At 70.4% G+C, this 15,758-nt stretch carries 14 protein-coding genes; 8 read left to right on the top strand and 6 right to left on the bottom strand.

All coding sequences use genetic code 11. From position 1 onward, the window contains the following. Positions 1–30 precede the first annotated feature (30 nt). The 6 genes from JOE64_RS00840 to JOE64_RS00815 all read right to left on the bottom strand — a co-directional run bounded on the left by JOE64_RS00840 (position 31) and on the right by JOE64_RS00815 (position 8,858). Positions 31–1,560: a multicopper oxidase family protein gene (locus tag JOE64_RS00840; protein ID WP_048809213.1), complete on the bottom strand. Its 1,530-nt coding sequence runs from the start codon at positions 1,558–1,560 to the stop codon at positions 31–33. After that, on the bottom strand, positions 1,553–4,174 hold the full coding sequence (locus JOE64_RS00835) for a heavy metal translocating P-type ATPase (protein WP_204962483.1): 2,622 nt from the start codon (positions 4,172–4,174) through the stop codon (positions 1,553–1,555). Before JOE64_RS00835 ends, JOE64_RS00840 begins: the two co-directional genes overlap by 8 nt. Then, positions 4,174–6,636 carry a phosphoketolase family protein gene (locus JOE64_RS00830; RefSeq protein ID WP_204962482.1) on the bottom strand — a complete coding sequence of 821 codons (2,463 nt, stop codon included), beginning with the start codon at positions 6,634–6,636 and terminating at the stop codon, positions 4,174–4,176. Before JOE64_RS00830 ends, JOE64_RS00835 begins: the two co-directional genes overlap by 1 nt. Before the next feature lie 58 nt (positions 6,637–6,694). Further along, positions 6,695–7,555 (bottom strand): F510_1955 family glycosylhydrolase, encoded by an 861-nt coding sequence (locus tag JOE64_RS00825; RefSeq protein ID WP_060959933.1) that lies wholly within the window; start codon positions 7,553–7,555, stop codon positions 6,695–6,697. 117 nt (positions 7,556–7,672) lie between these two features. After that, on the bottom strand, positions 7,673–8,287 hold the full coding sequence (locus JOE64_RS00820; protein WP_056207384.1) for a DUF305 domain-containing protein: 615 nt from the start codon (positions 8,285–8,287) through the stop codon (positions 7,673–7,675). A 100-nt stretch (positions 8,288–8,387) separates the two neighbouring features. Then, positions 8,388–8,858, bottom strand: a complete 471-nt coding sequence (locus tag JOE64_RS00815; RefSeq protein WP_036286051.1) for a DUF6153 family protein — start codon at positions 8,856–8,858, stop codon at positions 8,388–8,390. Positions 8,859–9,022: 164 nt separating this feature from the next. Here JOE64_RS00815 and JOE64_RS00810 point away from each other — a divergent pair, with 164 nt between their 5' ends. The 8 genes from JOE64_RS00810 to JOE64_RS00775 all read left to right on the top strand — a co-directional run bounded on the left by JOE64_RS00810 (position 9,023) and on the right by JOE64_RS00775 (position 15,718). Next, complete coding sequence (locus tag JOE64_RS00810) at positions 9,023–9,478, top strand: DUF6153 family protein (RefSeq protein ID WP_056207388.1); 456 nt, start codon at positions 9,023–9,025, stop codon at positions 9,476–9,478. A 412-nt stretch (positions 9,479–9,890) separates the two neighbouring features. Then, the gene (locus JOE64_RS00805) at positions 9,891–10,544 is read left to right on the top strand and encodes a M23 family metallopeptidase (protein ID WP_239531816.1); all 654 of its coding nucleotides are present in this window, start codon (positions 9,891–9,893) and stop codon (positions 10,542–10,544) included. After that, positions 10,544–11,434, top strand: coding sequence for a prolipoprotein diacylglyceryl transferase (gene lgt / locus JOE64_RS00800; RefSeq protein WP_005049593.1), 891 nt, complete (start codon positions 10,544–10,546; stop codon positions 11,432–11,434). The genes JOE64_RS00805 and lgt overlap by 1 nt, the downstream gene beginning before the upstream one ends. Continuing rightward, on the top strand, positions 11,412–13,058 hold the full coding sequence (gene resB / locus JOE64_RS00795) for a cytochrome c biogenesis protein ResB (RefSeq protein WP_005049591.1): 1,647 nt from the start codon (positions 11,412–11,414) through the stop codon (positions 13,056–13,058). Before lgt ends, resB begins: the two co-directional genes overlap by 23 nt. Beyond that, complete coding sequence (gene ccsB / locus JOE64_RS00790) at positions 13,042–14,040, top strand: c-type cytochrome biogenesis protein CcsB (protein ID WP_005049590.1); 999 nt, start codon at positions 13,042–13,044, stop codon at positions 14,038–14,040. The genes resB and ccsB overlap by 17 nt, the downstream gene beginning before the upstream one ends. A 25-nt stretch (positions 14,041–14,065) precedes the next feature. Beyond that, positions 14,066–14,341 (top strand): hypothetical protein, encoded by a 276-nt coding sequence (locus JOE64_RS00785; protein ID WP_005049588.1) that lies wholly within the window; start codon positions 14,066–14,068, stop codon positions 14,339–14,341. A 19-nt stretch (positions 14,342–14,360) separates the two neighbouring features. Continuing rightward, positions 14,361–14,990: a TlpA family protein disulfide reductase gene (locus tag JOE64_RS00780; protein ID WP_005049587.1), complete on the top strand. Its 630-nt coding sequence runs from the start codon at positions 14,361–14,363 to the stop codon at positions 14,988–14,990. After that, positions 14,990–15,718 carry a cytochrome c biogenesis CcdA family protein gene (locus JOE64_RS00775; RefSeq protein ID WP_005049586.1) on the top strand — a complete coding sequence of 243 codons (729 nt, stop codon included), beginning with the start codon at positions 14,990–14,992 and terminating at the stop codon, positions 15,716–15,718. Before JOE64_RS00780 ends, JOE64_RS00775 begins: the two co-directional genes overlap by 1 nt. The last annotated feature ends 40 nt before the right edge of the window (positions 15,719–15,758 follow it).

Raw genomic sequence — 15,758 nt, 5'->3', positions numbered from 1 at the left:
ATCCTCCCGTGCTGGGGATGAACGCGCGGTTCATGACTGGTATCCGAGCACCGTGGTCATGCCGGTCTCGGCGTGGTAGATGTTGTGGCAGTGCGCGACCCACTGGCCGGGGTTGTCGGCGTCGAAGTCGACTGTCAGGGTCTGGCCCGGGAGGATGATGGAGGTGTCCTTCCGGGGGCCGCCGTTCGCGTGCTGGTAGGTGTGGCCGTGCAGGTGGAACGGATGCCACATCTCGGTGTCATTGCGGATCCGCAACTGCACCCGCTCCCCCATACTGACCGCGTGCGCGTCCCGCAACGGGTCGTTCATGTCGAACCGGCGCCCATTGATCCCCCAGTCGTACGCCTCCATCCCCCCGGTCAGCGCGAGGTGCACGACCCGGTCGGGGGATGCCTGGTGCAGGGTGACGGAGGCGGTCGCGCTCAGTCCGGCAGCGGTGCCGACCCTGCCGGTGCCGAGCTCGGCGACGGGGACGTCGCTGGCCGGAGCCGTGCCAGCGGCGGTGCGAACGAGCGCGAACGCGCGATCCTGCTTGCCTTCCGCGTCGGCGACGACAGGGAACACCCCATCGTCCAGGGTGACCTGCAGGTCGTAGCGTTCGCCCATCCCGATCAGGACACTGTCGACCTCGACAGGATCCACCGGGAACCCGTCGGTGTGGGTGATCGTCAGGGTGTGGCCGCCGATCGCGAACCGGAACGCGGTGTCGCTGCCGGCGTTGATGACACGGATCCGCACCCGGGCACCAGGAGTGCCGGTGAATTGGGCGGGGTCGGCTTTGGGTTTGCCGTTGATGAGGTAGTGCGGGTAGTAGACGTCGCCGGCGTCGCCGCCGAGCAGGTCGGAGGTGGCGCCCATCAGCAGGTTCCCCATCCGCATGAACATGTCGCCCATCCCGCCCATGTCTCCCATGCCCTTCGAGAGGTCGGTGAGGACCTGGTCCGGGGTGGCGGTGACGCCGTCGAGCCAGTCGTCGAGGATCAGCACCCATTCGTCGTCCCACGTCACCTTCTCGTCCGGGTCGTCGATGATGAGCGCACCGTAGAGGCCGTGGTCCAGTTGCGGGCCGACGTGGGGGTGGAACCAGTAGGTGCCCGGATGCGGGGTGACGAACTCGTATGCGAACTGTCCGCCCGGGGCGATGGGGGCTTGGGTTACCGGAGGGACCCCATCCATGTCGTTGCGGAGGGCGAGTCCGTGCCAGTGCACGGAGGTGTCCGCGTCGAGCTGGTTGCGGACGGTCGCTTTCAGCGTGTCGCCTGCGGTGAGCCGGATTACCGGGGCGGGGATACCTCCGAACGCCCAGGTGGCGGCGGCGGTACCGGCCAGGTCGAGCGTGGTGGGGGCGGCGGTGAGGTCGACGGTGGTGACTCGGCCGGTGCCGCCGCGGTTCTTCTCCGTGCCGGACACCGCTGCGCCGGTGGGTGTCACCCATTGCGGCGCGGGGGTGCAGGAGGCGAGCACGGCTGCCGCGACGGCGCCCAGTCCGAGTCCGAGCACACCTCGTCGGGTCAGCAGCATCGGGGAGGACGGTGTGGGAGAGAGCGGACGGTCAGGCATGTTCGGGCTCCTTCTGCATGGTCGTCGCAGCGGGCGCCTGGGCGGGCAGGCGGAGCCGCTTGAGGAGGAGGGCGTTGACGGCGACGATCACGGAGGAACCGGACATCGACAGGGCGGCGATCTCCGGGGACAGCATGATCCCGAACGCCGGGTAGAACACGCCAGCGGCGATGGGGAGGGCGGCGGCGTTGTATCCGATGGCCCAGCCCAGGTTCTGCCGCATCTTTCGCAGTGTGCCCTTGCCGATCTTGAGTGCGATCGCAACATCGAGCGGGTCCGAGCGCATCAGGACCACGTCGGCGGTCTCGATGGCGACGTCGGTGCCGGCGCCGATCGCGATGCCGAGGTCGGCCTGGGCGAGGGCGGGGGCGTCGTTGACGCCGTCGCCGACCATCGCGACCTTCTTGCCCGTCTTCTGCAGCTCGGCGACCTTCGCGGACTTGTCCTCGGGGAGCACATCCGCGATCACGGTGTCGATGCCGAGGAGAGCGGCGATCCGGTCGGCGGTGGGCTTGTTGTCCCCGGTGAGCATTGCGACCTCGACGCCCTGCTCGTGGAGAGCGTCGATCGCGGTCTTTGCGGTGTCCCGGGGTGCGTCGGCGAGACCGATGATCCCGGCGACTTGCCCGTCCACGGCGAACAGGATCGCGGTGCGGCCGGACCCAGCCAGGTCCTGCTGAGCGGCCTGCACCCCGCTGATGTCGATCCCCTCCCCGGTGAGAAGGCGCGGGTTGCCGAGGACGACCTGTCGACCGTCGACGGTGGCGATCGCGCCCTGCCCGGTGACGTTTCGGAACGCGGTCGCGGTGCGACGGGGGATGTCGCGGGCGTCGGCGTAATTCACGATCGCTTTCGCCAGAGGATGCTCGGATTCCCGCTCCAACGCGACCGCGAGGGAGAGAGTCTCGAGGTCGTCGTCGCCGACGGGGATGTAGTCGGTGACCTCCGGCTCCCCCTTGGTGAGGGTGCCGGTCTTGTCGAACACGACCGTGTCGATGTGGGCGGCGGTTTCGATCCCGGAGGCGTTCTTGAACAACACGCCCCGTTTCGCGCCGAGCCCGGTGCCGACCATGATCGCCGTCGGGGTGGCGAGGCCGAGCGCGTCGGGGCAGGTGATGACGACGACGGTGATAGCGAACAGGATCGCCATCGGGATTGCAGCGCCGGCGAGCAGCCACACCAGGAAGGTGAGGGTGCCGCCGATCAGGGCGACCAGGACGAGCCAGAACGCTGCCCGGTCGGCGAGGCGCTGCCCGGGGGCTTTGGAGTTCTGCGCCTCCTGCACGAGCTTCACGATCTGCGCCAACGCCGTGTCCGAGCCGACTTTGGTGGCTGTGACGCGGAGGGTGCCGACGGTGTTCACGGTCGCTCCGATCACCTCCGACCCGGGCGCTTTGTCCACCGGCATGGACTCGCCGGTGACCATCGACTCGTCCACCTCGGACTCTCCGGATTCCACGACACCGTCGGTGGGGATCTTGGCCCCCGGCCGCACCAGCATCAGATCCCCCGGGACGACCTCGCTGGTGGGGATCTCGACCTCCTGCCCGTCACGGATCACGACCGCCTGCGAGGGTGCGAGCTCCAGGAGGGTGCGGATGGCGTCGTTCGCGCCGCCGCGGGCGCGCATCTCCACCCAATGCCCCAGCAGCACGAAGGTGGCAAGCACCGTGGCGGCTTCGTAGAACACTTCACCGCCGCCGGTGAGGGTGACCGCGAGGGAGTACAGCCAGCCGGCGCCGACACCGACCGCGACGAGCACCATCATGTCGAGGGTCTTCGCGCGCAGCGCCCGGTAGGCGCCGTCGAAGAAGATCCACGCCGAGTAGAAGATCACCGGCAGCGACAGGATCAGCATGAACACGTCATCGCGCAGCCCGAACGGTGCCGGCACCTCGAATCCGATCACCTCCCGCCCGATCGGAGACCACAGGGTGATCGGGATCGACAGGATCAGCGCGACCAGGAACCGGTTGCGCATGTCGCGGATCATCGCGTCCATCGACATCCCGCCGTGATGCCCACCGTGGCCCATCATCTCCTGCGCACTGTGACCCGACGCTGCACCATGATCGTGCCCACCCGCGGCCGCGGTGTGACCGGCGTGCTCGACGTGGTGACCGGCATGCTCACCGTCATCCGCCGTCGCCGACGGGGCGTGCGTGTGGTCGTGGCCAGCGGCGTGATCGTGGACGGGGTCGTCGTGATAGCCCGCAGGACCCTTATGGCCCGCGTGGCTGGCGTGACCCGTGGCATCCGTGTGGCCCTCGTGCGCGTCGTGACTCGCGTGCGGTTCTTGTGCGCCCTCAGCTGCGGGGCCGTGGTGGGCGCTGTGGTCGTGCGCACCCTCGTCGTGCGGGTCGTGCGCGGGGTCGCAGATATGGTCGGGGACGGACTGGCCGGCGCAGTGATACCCGCAGTCGATGACCCACTGCTGCAGGTGCGCGACCGAGGTGGTGTCGGGGTCGTAGGTGACGGTCGCGGTCTGCGAGACCGGGTTCGCGTCCACGGCGATCACCCCGGGTTGGCGGCTCAGGTGGGCTTCGGTGACGTTCTTGGAGGTCGCGCGGAGCATACCGCTGACCTGCAGGGTCACGGTTTTGGTGTCGTTCATCACAGTTCCTTCCCGATGACGGGGTCGGTGGCGGGTGTATCAGTGTCGGGGTGAGGCCATTCCCAGTCGGCGACGGCGGGGATGTCGGTGCCGTGCTGACGGGTGTGGGCGCGGGCGCGCAGGCGGGCGTCCTGCAGCTCCTGACGCAGCCCGGCTTGGCGGGCGGCCAGGCCAGGGACGTGGTCGAGGACGTCGATGGCGAGCTGGTAACGGTCGAGGTCGTTGAGCATGACCATGTCGAACGGGGTCGTGGTGGTGCCGCGCTCCTGGAACCCGTGCACGTGCAGGTTCTGGTGCCCGGCGCGCTTGTAGGTGAGTCGGTGGATCAGCCACGGGTAGCCGTGGTAGGCGAAGATCACCGGCTTGTCGGGAGTGAAGATCGCATCGAACTCCCGGTCCGGGAGACCGTGCGGGTGCTGGTCCTCGGATTGCAGCCGGGTCAGGTCGACCACGTTCACCACCCGCACTCTCAGGTCGGGGATGTGCTCGCGCAGCAGCGCCGCCGCGGCGAGGGTCTCGAGGGTGGGGACGTCGCCGGCGGCGGCGAGCACCACATCCGGCTCGGTGCCTTCGGTTTCGGTGCCCGCCCACGGCAGGATCCCGAGCCCACGAGCGCAGTGCTCGATCGCCTCGTCCATCGTCAGCCACTGCGGGGCGGGCTGCTTCCCGGCGACGACGACGTTGATGTACCCGGCCGAGCGCAGGCAGTGGTCGTAGGTGGACAGCAGCGTGTTCGCGTCGAACGGCAGGTAGACGCGGACGATGTCGGGGCTCTTGTTCAGGGCGAGGTCGATGAACCCGGGGTCCTGGTGAGAGAACCCGTTGTGGTCCTGCCGCCAGACGTGGCTGGAGAGCAGGTAGTTGAAGCTCGGGATCGGGTCCCGCCACGACACCTCCCGGGCCGCTTCGAGCCATTTGGCGTGCTGGTTGAACATCGAGTCGACGATGTGGGTGAACGCCTCGTAGCAGTTGAACAGCCCATGCCGGCCGGTAAGGACGTAGCCCTCGAGCCAGCCCTGGCACTGGTGCTCGCTGAGCACCTCCATCACCCGCCCAGTCGGGGCCAGGTGCTCGTCGACGGGCTCCACGGCCGCGTTCCACTGCTTGCCGGTGGCCTGGTAGACGGGTGGGGCGAGCCGGTTGGAGGCGGTCTCGTCCGGGCCGAAGATGCGGAAGTTGTCCGGGTTGTCCCGGATCACCCCCGCCAGCCACTCGCCCAGCACGCGGGTCGCTTCCCCGGTTCCCGCACCCCGCTCGGCCGGGTCGACCGGCTGCGCGTGCTTGTGGAAGTCCGGGAGCCGCAGCGGGACGGTGAGTTGTCCGCCGTTGCCGGCCGGGTTCGCGCTCATCCGCCGATCCCCGTCCGGGGCGATCGCGACCGTGGCCGGGCGGGGGGCGCCGGTCACGTCGAACAGCTCGTGCGGGCGGTAGGACGCCAGCCAGTCCTCGAGGATCCGCAGGTGCTCGGGATTGTCGCGGACCTCGGCGAGCGGCACCTGGTGTGCCCGCCAGGTGCCCTCCACCGGCAGACCGTCGATGATCTTCGGGCAGGTCCACCCCTTCGGGCTGCGCAGCACGATCGCCGGCCACGCCGGCCGCCCCTCCAGCGTCCCGGCCGCCGCGGCGGCCTTGATGTCCGCGATCTCATCCAGCACCGCATCCAGGACCGCCGCGAACGTCGCGTGGGACTCCTGCGGGGTCTCGCCATCGAAGCCGACCGTGACGACGTGGGGGTGATGGCCGTAGCCGCGCAGCAGCGCGACCAGCTCTTCCTCGGGGATGCGGGACAGCACGGTCGGGTTGGCGATCTTGTACCCGTTCAGATGCAGGATCGGCAGCACCACCCCGTCATGGGCGGGGTTGAGGAACTTGTTGCCGTGCCACGCGGTCGCCAGCGGCCCGGTCTCCGCCTCCCCGTCACCGATCACGCAGGCGACCAGCAGGTCGGGGTTGTCGAACGCGGCCCCGTAGGCGTGCACGAGGGAGTAGCCCAGCTCCCCGCCCTCGTTGATCGACCCGGGCGTTTCCGGGGACGCGTGCGAGGGGATCCCGCCCGGGAAGGAGAACTGCCGGAACAGCGCCCGCAGCCCCTCTTCGGTGCGGTCGATGCCCGGGTAGCGTTCGGTGTAGGTGCCGTCGAGGTAGGCGTTGGCGACCATGCCGGGTCCGCCGTGCCCGGGCCCGGTCACGTACAGGGTGTTCAGGTCGCGGTCGCGGATGGCGCGGTTCAGGTGGGCGTAGAGGAAGTTCAGGCCCGGGGTGGTGCCCCAATGCCCCAGCAGCCGCGGCTTGATGTCGTCCCGGCTGAGGCGGTGGCGCAGCAGCGGGTTACCCTGCAGGTAGATCTGCCCGATGCTCAGATAGTTCGCCGCCCGCCACCACGCATCCACCGCCGCCAACTGCTCGGCGGTGGCATCAGTGGTGCGGTGCGCCCACGCGGGGGGTGCCGGTGTGGGGGTCATGGTCGGTCTCCTTCCGATCCGCGACCGCTCGGGTCGCGCCAGGTGCGAATGACGGTGGTCATGGTGTTGCCGCCGGGATGAGAACGGTGGCGGTGGTGTCGCGGATCCAGACCACGCCGCGGTCATCGACCAGGACGATCGCACCGTCCCCGGTGACCCCGAGGGCTTGGACGGTTCCCGTGGTGGTGCCGACGTTCTCCCAGCCGGTGCCGACTAGGCGTCGCAACGTCCCGTCGGTGTCCACTCCGACCACCCCACCGGTTGGGTCGGTCTCCACCAGGTACAGCACTGGCGCGTCCGGCGCCGGGGTGAAGGTGGCGCCACCGTCGGTGCTGTGCTGCAGCCCGTCCTGGGTGGCGGCGTACAGGGTGCCGTCGGTCGCGGCGGCCAGGTCGACGGCGGGTAGCTCGGCACCGTCCGCCCAACTCTGCCCGCCGTCGCTGCTGGTGCGCAGCAGCAGCCGGGAGGATCCGATCCCGTACAGGGTGCCGTCGCCGGTGACGGTGAGGACGTGGAAGTCCTCTTCCCCGGTGAACGCGACCGGTTCCCACGAGGCGCCGGCGTCGAGGCTGCGGATGATGCCGAGGTTGGGGGCGCCGAGCTCCGCCGGGGTGGACGGGCCGGGGTGCCCGGACGCGTAGAGGGTGTCACCGGTAGCGGTCAGTCCCATCGCGTCCAGGTCGATGCCACCGACCGGGCCGGTGACGGTGCCGTCCTCGCCCAGCGTGTACAGGCCGGTGTGGGTGCCCAGCAGCACGGTGCTGTCACCGGCGTCGACGATGCCGTGCACATGCCCGAACCCGGCCGCGGTGCCCGCGGGGGCATCGGGCTCCGCAGGGGTGGTGCTGCAGCCCGTGAGCAGCAGCGCGACGGTGACGGTGGCCGTGATCGCCAGTCTGCGGGTGGTGGGAGAGATCATGAACGGAGGTCCTTTCCGTGCGGGTACGCCGGATACCGGTGACCGCACAGGGGTCGAGGGTGGGGCCTCGGACGGGACCGGCATCGGGAGCGCGGGTCCCGTCCGAGGGGTACCGGGTCAGAGGCTGGCGAGGATGTCCTGCATCGTGGTGATCTCGGCGGTCTGCCCGTCGATGATCTGCTGCGCGAGGGCGGCCACGTCCGGGTTCTGTCCGTCGGTGAGCACCGACTGCGCCATCGTCACGGCGCCCTGGTGGTGAGCGATCATGCCGTTCAGGAACAGGCGGGTCGCCTCGACCCCGGTCGCGGCATCCAGAGCGGCCATGTCGTCCTCCGACATCATCCCGCCGCCCATGTCCATGCCGTCCATCCCGGACATGGAGTCGTCGTACGGGACGCCCCACTCCTCCAGCCAGCCCTTCATGGTCTGGATCTCCGGGTCCTGTGCGGCCTTGATCTGCTCGGCGAGGGAGACGACTCGCTCGTCGATGCCGTCTTTCGCGAGGATCTGATCGGCCATCTCGATGGCCTGCTGGTGGTGCGGGATCATCATGGTCACGAACATCTCGTCCGCGGCGTTGAACGCGGCGGCGGACTGGGAGGGGGCGGTGCTGGTCATCCCCCCGGGTCCGTGGTCCATGCCGGGCATGGTGCCGTCGGTGGGGGCGCAGCCGGCGAGCACGAGCACGGTGGCCAGGGCGCCGGCGGTCAGCGTGAGAGTACGAAAACGCATCAGGGGTGTCCTTGTCTATTCAGTCGGTGAGGGTCTGATTCAGTGCCCGGGAGGGCAGGGTGCAGCATCCCCGGCAAGGGTCGCCGGGGTTCAGGCGGAATCAGGTGCGACTGATGGACAGGACAAGCAGTGAAGGCGGGCGGGGATGCGGCAATCCGACCAGCAGAGTCCGGGTATGGGAGCGCGAGCGGGCTACGGCGTATGTGAGAAGGGCACGGGACGTCGGGGCGAGCAGGACGATCACCGCGGCCAGCAGCGCCAGCACGCACACCATCATCAGCATCGAGTGATCCGGCATCCCCGCAGGGCTGCCGCACCCGTCCTGGCAATGCCCTCCAGCGCCCTCCGCCGCAGCTGCGGTCATCGGCGTATCGTCGGCGGCGGCTGGTGCGGAGCCGACCTGGCTGTGCGTGCTCATCGCGCTGGTCTCTGATGCCAGGGCGGGCTGGTGGGAACCGGTCAGGACGTGCATGGACAGCAGCCCGGTGATGATCGCCAGGGCGATCGGAGCGGCCAGCAGGAGCCGTCGCACCCCGGGGGTCAGACGCGCGTGCGAGCGAATCACGTTCACGACCGACCTCCTTCCCGTCCAGGGTAGCGGTGCCTTGCCTCCGCGACACGGTCAGAACACCACGCACGGGAGCGGGTGCCCCCTACCACTCAGCATATACCCATCCGGGGTATCCAGGATGGGTATCGCTTCGGGGATGGCTACCCGCCCGGGGTATGCTGGGCGTGATCGAGGAAGGGGCGTCGACGGTGAACCAGGTGGTGGCGCGACGGCGGGCACTCGGGTCCCGGCGTGCCCTGTGGTTCTACCTGGCCGCGGTGACCGCGATCATCGCGGGGCTGCTTGCGATGCATTCGCTGAGTCTGGAAGAGGACCAGGCGGGCACTGTCGTGTCCGCCTCCGCAGTCGTTGCGGCCCCCGATGCCGCCGCTGATGTCCTGGTCAGCGGGGTGGTGACGCCCTCGTGCGATGAGACGGTCTGCGGGACGTCTCATGCTTTCGCTGCCGTGACGTGTCTGCTCGCGTTGCTGACCCTGCTCATCCTGGTGCTCCCGGCCCGGGACGGGTGGATGTCGCTGCTGGCGTGGCTGCGATCCCTCCCCGGCAGGTCGAGCTCGTTCACGTCCGGGTCGCCTCTTCTGCGGCCCTCCCTGATCGTGCTGTCGATCAGCCGCACCTGATCAGCACCCCGCCCGCGCCCGCCGCCTGAGCCGCCGCCGGCGCGTGATGTCGCCGACGGTCCACGATGTGCGGCCCGCAGGCGAGCGCGACCCGTCTGCGGCAGCGCCATGGGTGATCCGATCCCGGATTCTCGCCGTGCACTCCGGGCCGCGGCTCCCGGTTGGACCGTGTGACGGCGACCGTGCGCACCTTCATCGTCCCCCTCATCCAGGAAAGTCTTGTATGCCCGAACCCGCCCCCTCCACCCCGACTCCCGGTACCGGAACGCGCCGTGCGGCGAGAGCCGCCCTGTCTTCCCCACCCGTCCAGACGCGACGCGATCGACGCCGTCGGCCCACCCGTGCCGCCCGGACACCTCGACACGCGCCGCGCCGCACGCTCACCCGATCCCGGATGCTCGCCGGCGCGGTGATGCTCCCGGTCGCGTCGATCGCCGGACTGCCGTTGCTGATCCCGTTGACGCCGGAGCCGGTGTTCGCCGTCGAGGCGACCCGCACCCCGGTGCGCGCCCAGTCGTTCACCACCCCCGACACCGTCACCGGGACGGTGATGGTGCGCGGGGACTACACGGTGGCGGTGACCGCCCCCGTCGGGACCGAGTCGTACGCGCACACCGCGGACACATTCACCAACGACCCGGCATCGGCGGTGCAGTGGCCGTTCACCGTGGGAGTGCCGATCAGCAGCACGTTCGGGTACCGCACCCCGCCATGCCCGTCCTGCTCAAATTTCCATGCCGGACTGGACATGACCCCCGGGATCGGCACCCCGATCCAGGCGATCGCCGACGGGGTGGTCACCACCGCGACGGAGCAGGGCGGCGCGTACGGGGTGTACGTGGTGATCCGGCACGAGATCGACGGGCAGGTCGTGGAAAGCGCGTACGCGCACATGCGGGAAGGGTCCCTCGCCCTGACCCCGGGACAGACCGTGCGGGTGGGGCAGATGGTCGGCCGGGTCGGGGACAGTGGACGCAGCTTCGGCGCACACCTGCACTTCGAGATCCGCACCGGAGGCGAAGCGGTGGACCCGCTGGCGTGGCTTCCGGCGAGGGTGAGGCCCTGATGGACGCACTCCTCATTGTGGCTCCGGCGCTGATCCCGAGCCCGGGGATCAGCTTCGTTCAGGTCGGTCCGTTCCAGATCCGGTTCTACGCGCTGGCGATCCTGGCCGGGATCGTGCTGGCGGTGCTGATCACCGGCCGTCGGCTGCGGGCGGTCGGGCACCCGGCCGGGGTCGTGGTGGATGTGGCGATGTGGGCGGTGCCGTTCGGGATCCTCGGCGCCCGGATCTACCATGTGCTCACCCATCCCGGCGACTACTTCTTCCCTGGCGCGGACCTGTGGCGGGTGCTCTACATCTGGGAAGGCGGGATCGCAATCTTCGGTGCGATCCTGGGCGGGCTGGTCGGGATTGTGATCGGCACCCGTCGCGCCGGGATCCCGGTGCTGCTGTTCCTGGACGCGCTCGCGCCGGGGATGCTGGTCGCCCAGGCGGTGGGACGGCTGGGGAACTACTTCAACCAGGAGCTGTTCGGCCCGCCCACCACCTTACCGTGGGGGCTGCAGATCGACCCCTCAGCCCCCGCGATCCCGCCGGGGACCCCGGCGGGGACCCTGTTTCATCCGCTGTTCCTGTACGAGCTGCTGTGGAACCTGGCCGGTGCCGCCGTGATCGTGCTGCTCGAGCAGCACCGCCGCCGGCACGGCCGGATCACGCTGGGCGCCGGGCGGAGTCTGGGCGTGTACCTGCTGTGGTACGGGGCGGGGCGGGCGGTGCTGGAGTCCATCCGGCTGGATCCCACCGAGCTGCTCGCCGGCGGGCTGAAAGCGAACGTGCTCACCGCCCTGGTGGCCGCCGTACTGGGGGTCGGGCTGCTCGCCCACGCCTCCTGGCGCGCCCGCCGCCGCGCACCCGTCCGGGGGAGGGGGGATGCGCGTGTCGATCCGCAGTGAGCAGGCCCCGCAGCTGCCCGCCGATCACGTCGACCGGCCGGTGGAGGAGCGCACGAATCCGCGCCTGAGCGTGTCGGGGTGGGCGCGGTGGGCGTGGCGGCAGCTGACCAGCATGCGCACCGCCCTGGTGTTGTTGCTGCTGCTCGCGGTGGCCGCGATCCCCGGGTCGTTGATCCCGCAACGCTCCTCCGACCCGAACGGGGTGATCCAGTTCGACAAGACCAACCCGGGCTGGATGTGGGCGGTGGACCTGCTGCAGCTGCACGACGTGTTCGGGTCGGTGTGGTTCTCCGCGATCTACCTGCTGTTGTTCGCGTCGCTGATCGGCTGCGTCATCCCCCGCATCCGCCACCACCTGACCGCGCTGCTCGCCCCGCCCCCGGCCACCCCCCGCAACCTGTCCCGCCTGCCCGCCCACACCCGCCGCGTCCTCCCCGACACGCCCCCCGGTGCGGTCTTGGACGCGGCCGAGAAGGCGCTGCGTCGGCAGCGGTACCGCACCCGCCGGGTCCGCGGCGACGACGGACGGGACTCGGTCGCAGCCGAGCGCGGCTACCTGCGGGAGACCGGGAACCTGCTGTTCCACGTGGCGCTGCTGGCGGTGCTGGTCGTGGTCGGCGTCGGCGGCGGGTTCCGGTTCACCGGGCAGCGGGTGCTGGTGGAGGGGCAGACGTTCGCGTCCACCCGGATCGCGTACGACTCGTTCACCGCCGGCCGGTTCATCACTGACACGCAGATCCCGGCGTTCTCCCTCACCCTGGACCGGTTCCGCGTCGACTACGTCCTGGACAACGTCAACGCGCTCGGCATGCCGAAGACGTTCGACGCGCAGGTCACGACCACCACTGGTGGCACCCGGCAGGCCTCCAGCATCCGGGTCAACGAGCCGCTGCCGGTGGCTGGCACCGACATCTATCTGCTCGGCAACGGGTACGCCCCCACCCTCACCGTCCGAAACCCGGCCGGGAAGATCGTGTTCCGTGACACGGTCCCGTTCCTGCCGCAGGACGCGAATTTGACCAGCTTGGGCATCGTGAAGGTTCCCGACGGGCTGGCCGAGCAGGTCGGCCTGGTCGGGATGCTGTACCCCACCCGCGCGACCACCGCCTCTGGGGCGTTCGCGTCCAGCTACCCGGACCTGCTGGACCCGGTCGTCACCTTCAACGTGTACGTCGGCGACCTGGGCCTGAACACCGGGGTCCCGGTGTCGGTGTACGCACTGGACACCAGCACCCTCACCCAGATCGCCGGGCGGGGCACCCCCACCCCCGCCCTGCAGTTGGTCCCCGGCACCCCGGTTCCGCTGCCGGACGAGCTGGGCACGATCGAGCTCGGCCCGATCCCCCGATTCGCGTCGCTGGAGATCGCCGCCGACCCCACCCAAACCCCCACTCTGATCGCCGCGGTCGTCGCGATGGCCGGGTTGGCCCTGTCCCTGTTCGTGCCCCGCCGCCGCCTTTGGGTCCGCGCAACCACCGGCCGGGACGGCGGCACGGTGCTTGAGGTCGCCGGGCTCGCCCGCGGCGACGACCCCCGCCTGCAACCCACCGTCGACACCCTCGCCACCCGCCTCACCCCTTCCCCCGCACCCCTTCGAGGAGGCTCTGATGACCCCGTTCCTTGACGCCCTGTCCCTGCTGCTGGTGTACTCGGCGATCGCGATCTACGCCGCCGCATTCGTCGCCTACACCCTTCACCTCGCCCGCCGCGCCAGCACCCCTGCCGTCCCGGTCACCGTCCGGGTGCCGGTCACCGCCGGCGCCACCAGCACCACCGACCCGGACCTGGCAGGCACACCCACCGCCCCCGCCCCCGACACCGCACCCGGTGCCGCCGCTGCCCCGGGGGGCGGACGGGGGGCGGGGAAGGCGGCGCGGGTCGGGTTCGTGTTGACCGTGCTGGGCTGGGTGTTCCATCTTGCCGGGGTGGTGCTGCGCGGGGTCGCCGCGGACCGGGTGCCGTGGGCGAACATGTTCGAGTTCTCCCTCACCGGCACCGCCCTGATCATCGCCACCTTCCTGGCCGTGTCGCTGCGGGTGCGGCTGGCGTACCTGGGCAGCGCCGTGCTCGGGCTGACCGTGCTGCTGCTCGGCGTCGCGACGGTCAGCTTCTACGTCCCCGTCGTCCCCCTGATGCCCGCCCTGCAGTCCGGGTGGCTGGTCATCCACGTGCTGGTCGCGCTGCTGGCGACCGCGTTCTTCGGGCTCGCGTTCCTCGTCTCCCTCACCTACCTGCTCACCACCCGCCGCCGCGGCCTCCCCTCCCGGCTCACCCGGCTGCGGGACAGTCTGCCCGGGCCGGAGGATCTGGACCGACTCGCATACCGGCTGACGATCGTCGGGTTCATCCTGTGGACCTTCACCCTGATCGCCGGGGCGATCTGGGCCGGCCGCGCCTGGGGCAGGTTCTGGGGGTGGGACGTGAAAGAGGTGTGGACGTTCATCATCTGGGTGCTCTACGCCGGATACCTGCACGCCACCGCCACCCGCGGCTGGGCCGGCACCCGCGCCGCCTGGCTGTGCATCGTCGGCTTCGCCGCCGTGCTGTTCAACTTCGGCGTCGTCAACGTCTTCTTCACCGGGCTGCACTCCTACTCCGGACTGTGACCCGCCCCCTGCGAAAGGACCGCTCATGACCCGCACCACCCCCCGCCCCGCCCCAGCTGAGGACCCGCAACGCGCCTGGCGGCGACACCGCCTGCTCGTCCGGGTCGGCCAGGCCCTGATGGCCGCCGGCGCGATCGTCGCGATCATCCACTGGCTCGCGCACCTGGAAGTGTTCGGCCCCGGCCAGCCCTCCGGCTGGCTCGACCTGGTCGCCGGGTACCCGACCGGGGCGCTGCTGCTGATCACCGGCGCCATCCTCGCCGGCCGCCGCCGCCCCACCAGCAAGAGCACGAACACCTGACCGACCGGAGTGATCCCGCATGCGCACCCCCACCACCCTGACACGCCCACCCCGCCGCGCCGTCACCGCCGCCGCGGTCGCCGTGTTCGGCGCGCTCGTCCTGCTTCTGGCCGGGTGCACCGCCCAGACGCCCGGCCTGTTGTCCTCCTCCCCGTCCCCGGGGTATCTGTCCGCGGACGAGACCGTGCGGGAGATCCCCGCCGACCAGCGCGACGACCCGGTCACCTTCACCGGCACCACCGACACCGGGGAGCAGGCGGATTCCACCGCGTGGGCGGGTTCGGTCGTTGTGGTGAACTTCTGGTACGCCGCCTGCCCGCCCTGCCGTGCCGAAGCGCCCGACCTGGAAGCCCTCGCCCAGACCTACCAGCCCGACGGTGTCGTGTTCATCGGCGTCAACGTGCGCGACAGCGCCGACACCGCCGCCGCGTTCGAGAACCAGTTCGGCATCACCTACCCGTCGATCCTGGACGCCACCACCGGCACGGTGCAAGCCGCGTTCGCCGGGAAAGCCGCCCCCGGCGCCGTGCCCACCACAATCGTCCTGGACCGCACCGGCCGGATGGCCGCCCGCATCATCGGGCAACTGCCTACCCGCACCACCCTCGCCGCCCTCATCGACACCGTCCTCGCCGAGACGAGCCCCTGATGGGGGAGATCATCACCGCCGGCAGCATCTGGGCCGCCCTCCCCCTAGCCCTCCTCGCCGGGCTGGTGTCCTTCGCCTCCCCCTGCGTGCTCCCCCTCGTGCCCGGCTACCTCGGCTACCTCACCGGCACCACCACCACCGCGGGGGTCTCCCGGTGGCGGGCGCTGGCCGGGACCGGACTGTTCACCCTCGGCTTCTCCGTCCTGTTCATCGGCTACGGGGCCGCGTTCGGCGCCCTGGGGGCCTGGCTCATCCGCTGGCAAGATCTCCTCACCCGCATCCTCGGGATCGTGGTCCTGCTGATGGGGCTCGTGTTCCTCGGCGTGTTCCGGCTCTTCCAACGCACCGCGAAACCCGCCATCCACCCACCCAGCGGGCTGGCCGGAGCTCCCCTGCTCGGCATCGCGTTCGGGCTCGGCTGGACCCCGTGCCTGGGCCCCACCCTCGCCGCGATCTCCGCCCTCAGCCTCACCACCGGCAACCCCGCCCGCGGCGCCCTCCTCGCCGTCACCTACTGCCTGGGCCTGGGGTTGCCCTTCATCGCCGCCGCCGCCGGCCTGAACTGGGCCACCGGAAGCATCACGTTCCTGCGCCGCCACATCCGCACCATCAACATCACCGGCGGGGTCCTCATGATCGCCACCGGCATCGCGATGATCAGCGGAGCCTGGACACTCCTCACCTCCAGCATCCAGAACCTCATCGGAGCCACCGTGCTCCCCCTCTAACACACCTCTAACACCCCGCTGCCGCCGGGAGCGGGGCCAT

The organism is Microbacterium dextranolyticum (assembly GCF_016907295.1).
Lineage (GTDB): Bacteria > Actinomycetota > Actinomycetes > Actinomycetales > Microbacteriaceae > Microbacterium > Microbacterium dextranolyticum.
Note: the sequence above shows the minus strand (reverse complement) of the source record. Positions and strands in the feature narration are given on the sequence as shown.

Excerpts from the sequence above, each read along its gene's own strand:
- JOE64_RS00825 (WP_060959933.1), bottom strand. The coding sequence starts at position 7,555 with ATGATCTCTCCCACCACCCGCAGACTGGCGATCACGGCCACCGTCACC.
- JOE64_RS00820 (WP_056207384.1), bottom strand. The coding sequence starts at position 8,287 with ATGCGTTTTCGTACTCTCACGCTGACCGCCGGCGCCCTGGCCACCGTG.
- resB (WP_005049591.1), top strand. The coding sequence starts at position 11,412 with ATGCGCGTGTCGATCCGCAGTGAGCAGGCCCCGCAGCTGCCCGCCGAT.
- JOE64_RS00775 (WP_005049586.1), top strand. The coding sequence starts at position 14,990 with ATGGGGGAGATCATCACCGCCGGCAGCATCTGGGCCGCCCTCCCCCTA.
- JOE64_RS00785 (WP_005049588.1), top strand. The coding sequence starts at position 14,066 with ATGACCCGCACCACCCCCCGCCCCGCCCCAGCTGAGGACCCGCAACGC.
- JOE64_RS00830 (WP_204962482.1), bottom strand. The coding sequence starts at position 6,636 with ATGACCCCCACACCGGCACCCCCCGCGTGGGCGCACCGCACCACTGAT.
- ccsB (WP_005049590.1), top strand. The coding sequence starts at position 13,042 with ATGACCCCGTTCCTTGACGCCCTGTCCCTGCTGCTGGTGTACTCGGCG.
- JOE64_RS00835 (WP_204962483.1), bottom strand. The coding sequence starts at position 4,174 with ATGAACGACACCAAAACCGTGACCCTGCAGGTCAGCGGTATGCTCCGC.
- JOE64_RS00805 (WP_239531816.1), top strand. The coding sequence starts at position 9,891 with ATGCTCCCGGTCGCGTCGATCGCCGGACTGCCGTTGCTGATCCCGTTG.
- lgt (WP_005049593.1), top strand. The coding sequence starts at position 10,544 with ATGGACGCACTCCTCATTGTGGCTCCGGCGCTGATCCCGAGCCCGGGG.
- JOE64_RS00780 (WP_005049587.1), top strand. The coding sequence starts at position 14,361 with ATGCGCACCCCCACCACCCTGACACGCCCACCCCGCCGCGCCGTCACC.
- JOE64_RS00840 (WP_048809213.1), bottom strand. The coding sequence starts at position 1,560 with ATGCCTGACCGTCCGCTCTCTCCCACACCGTCCTCCCCGATGCTGCTG.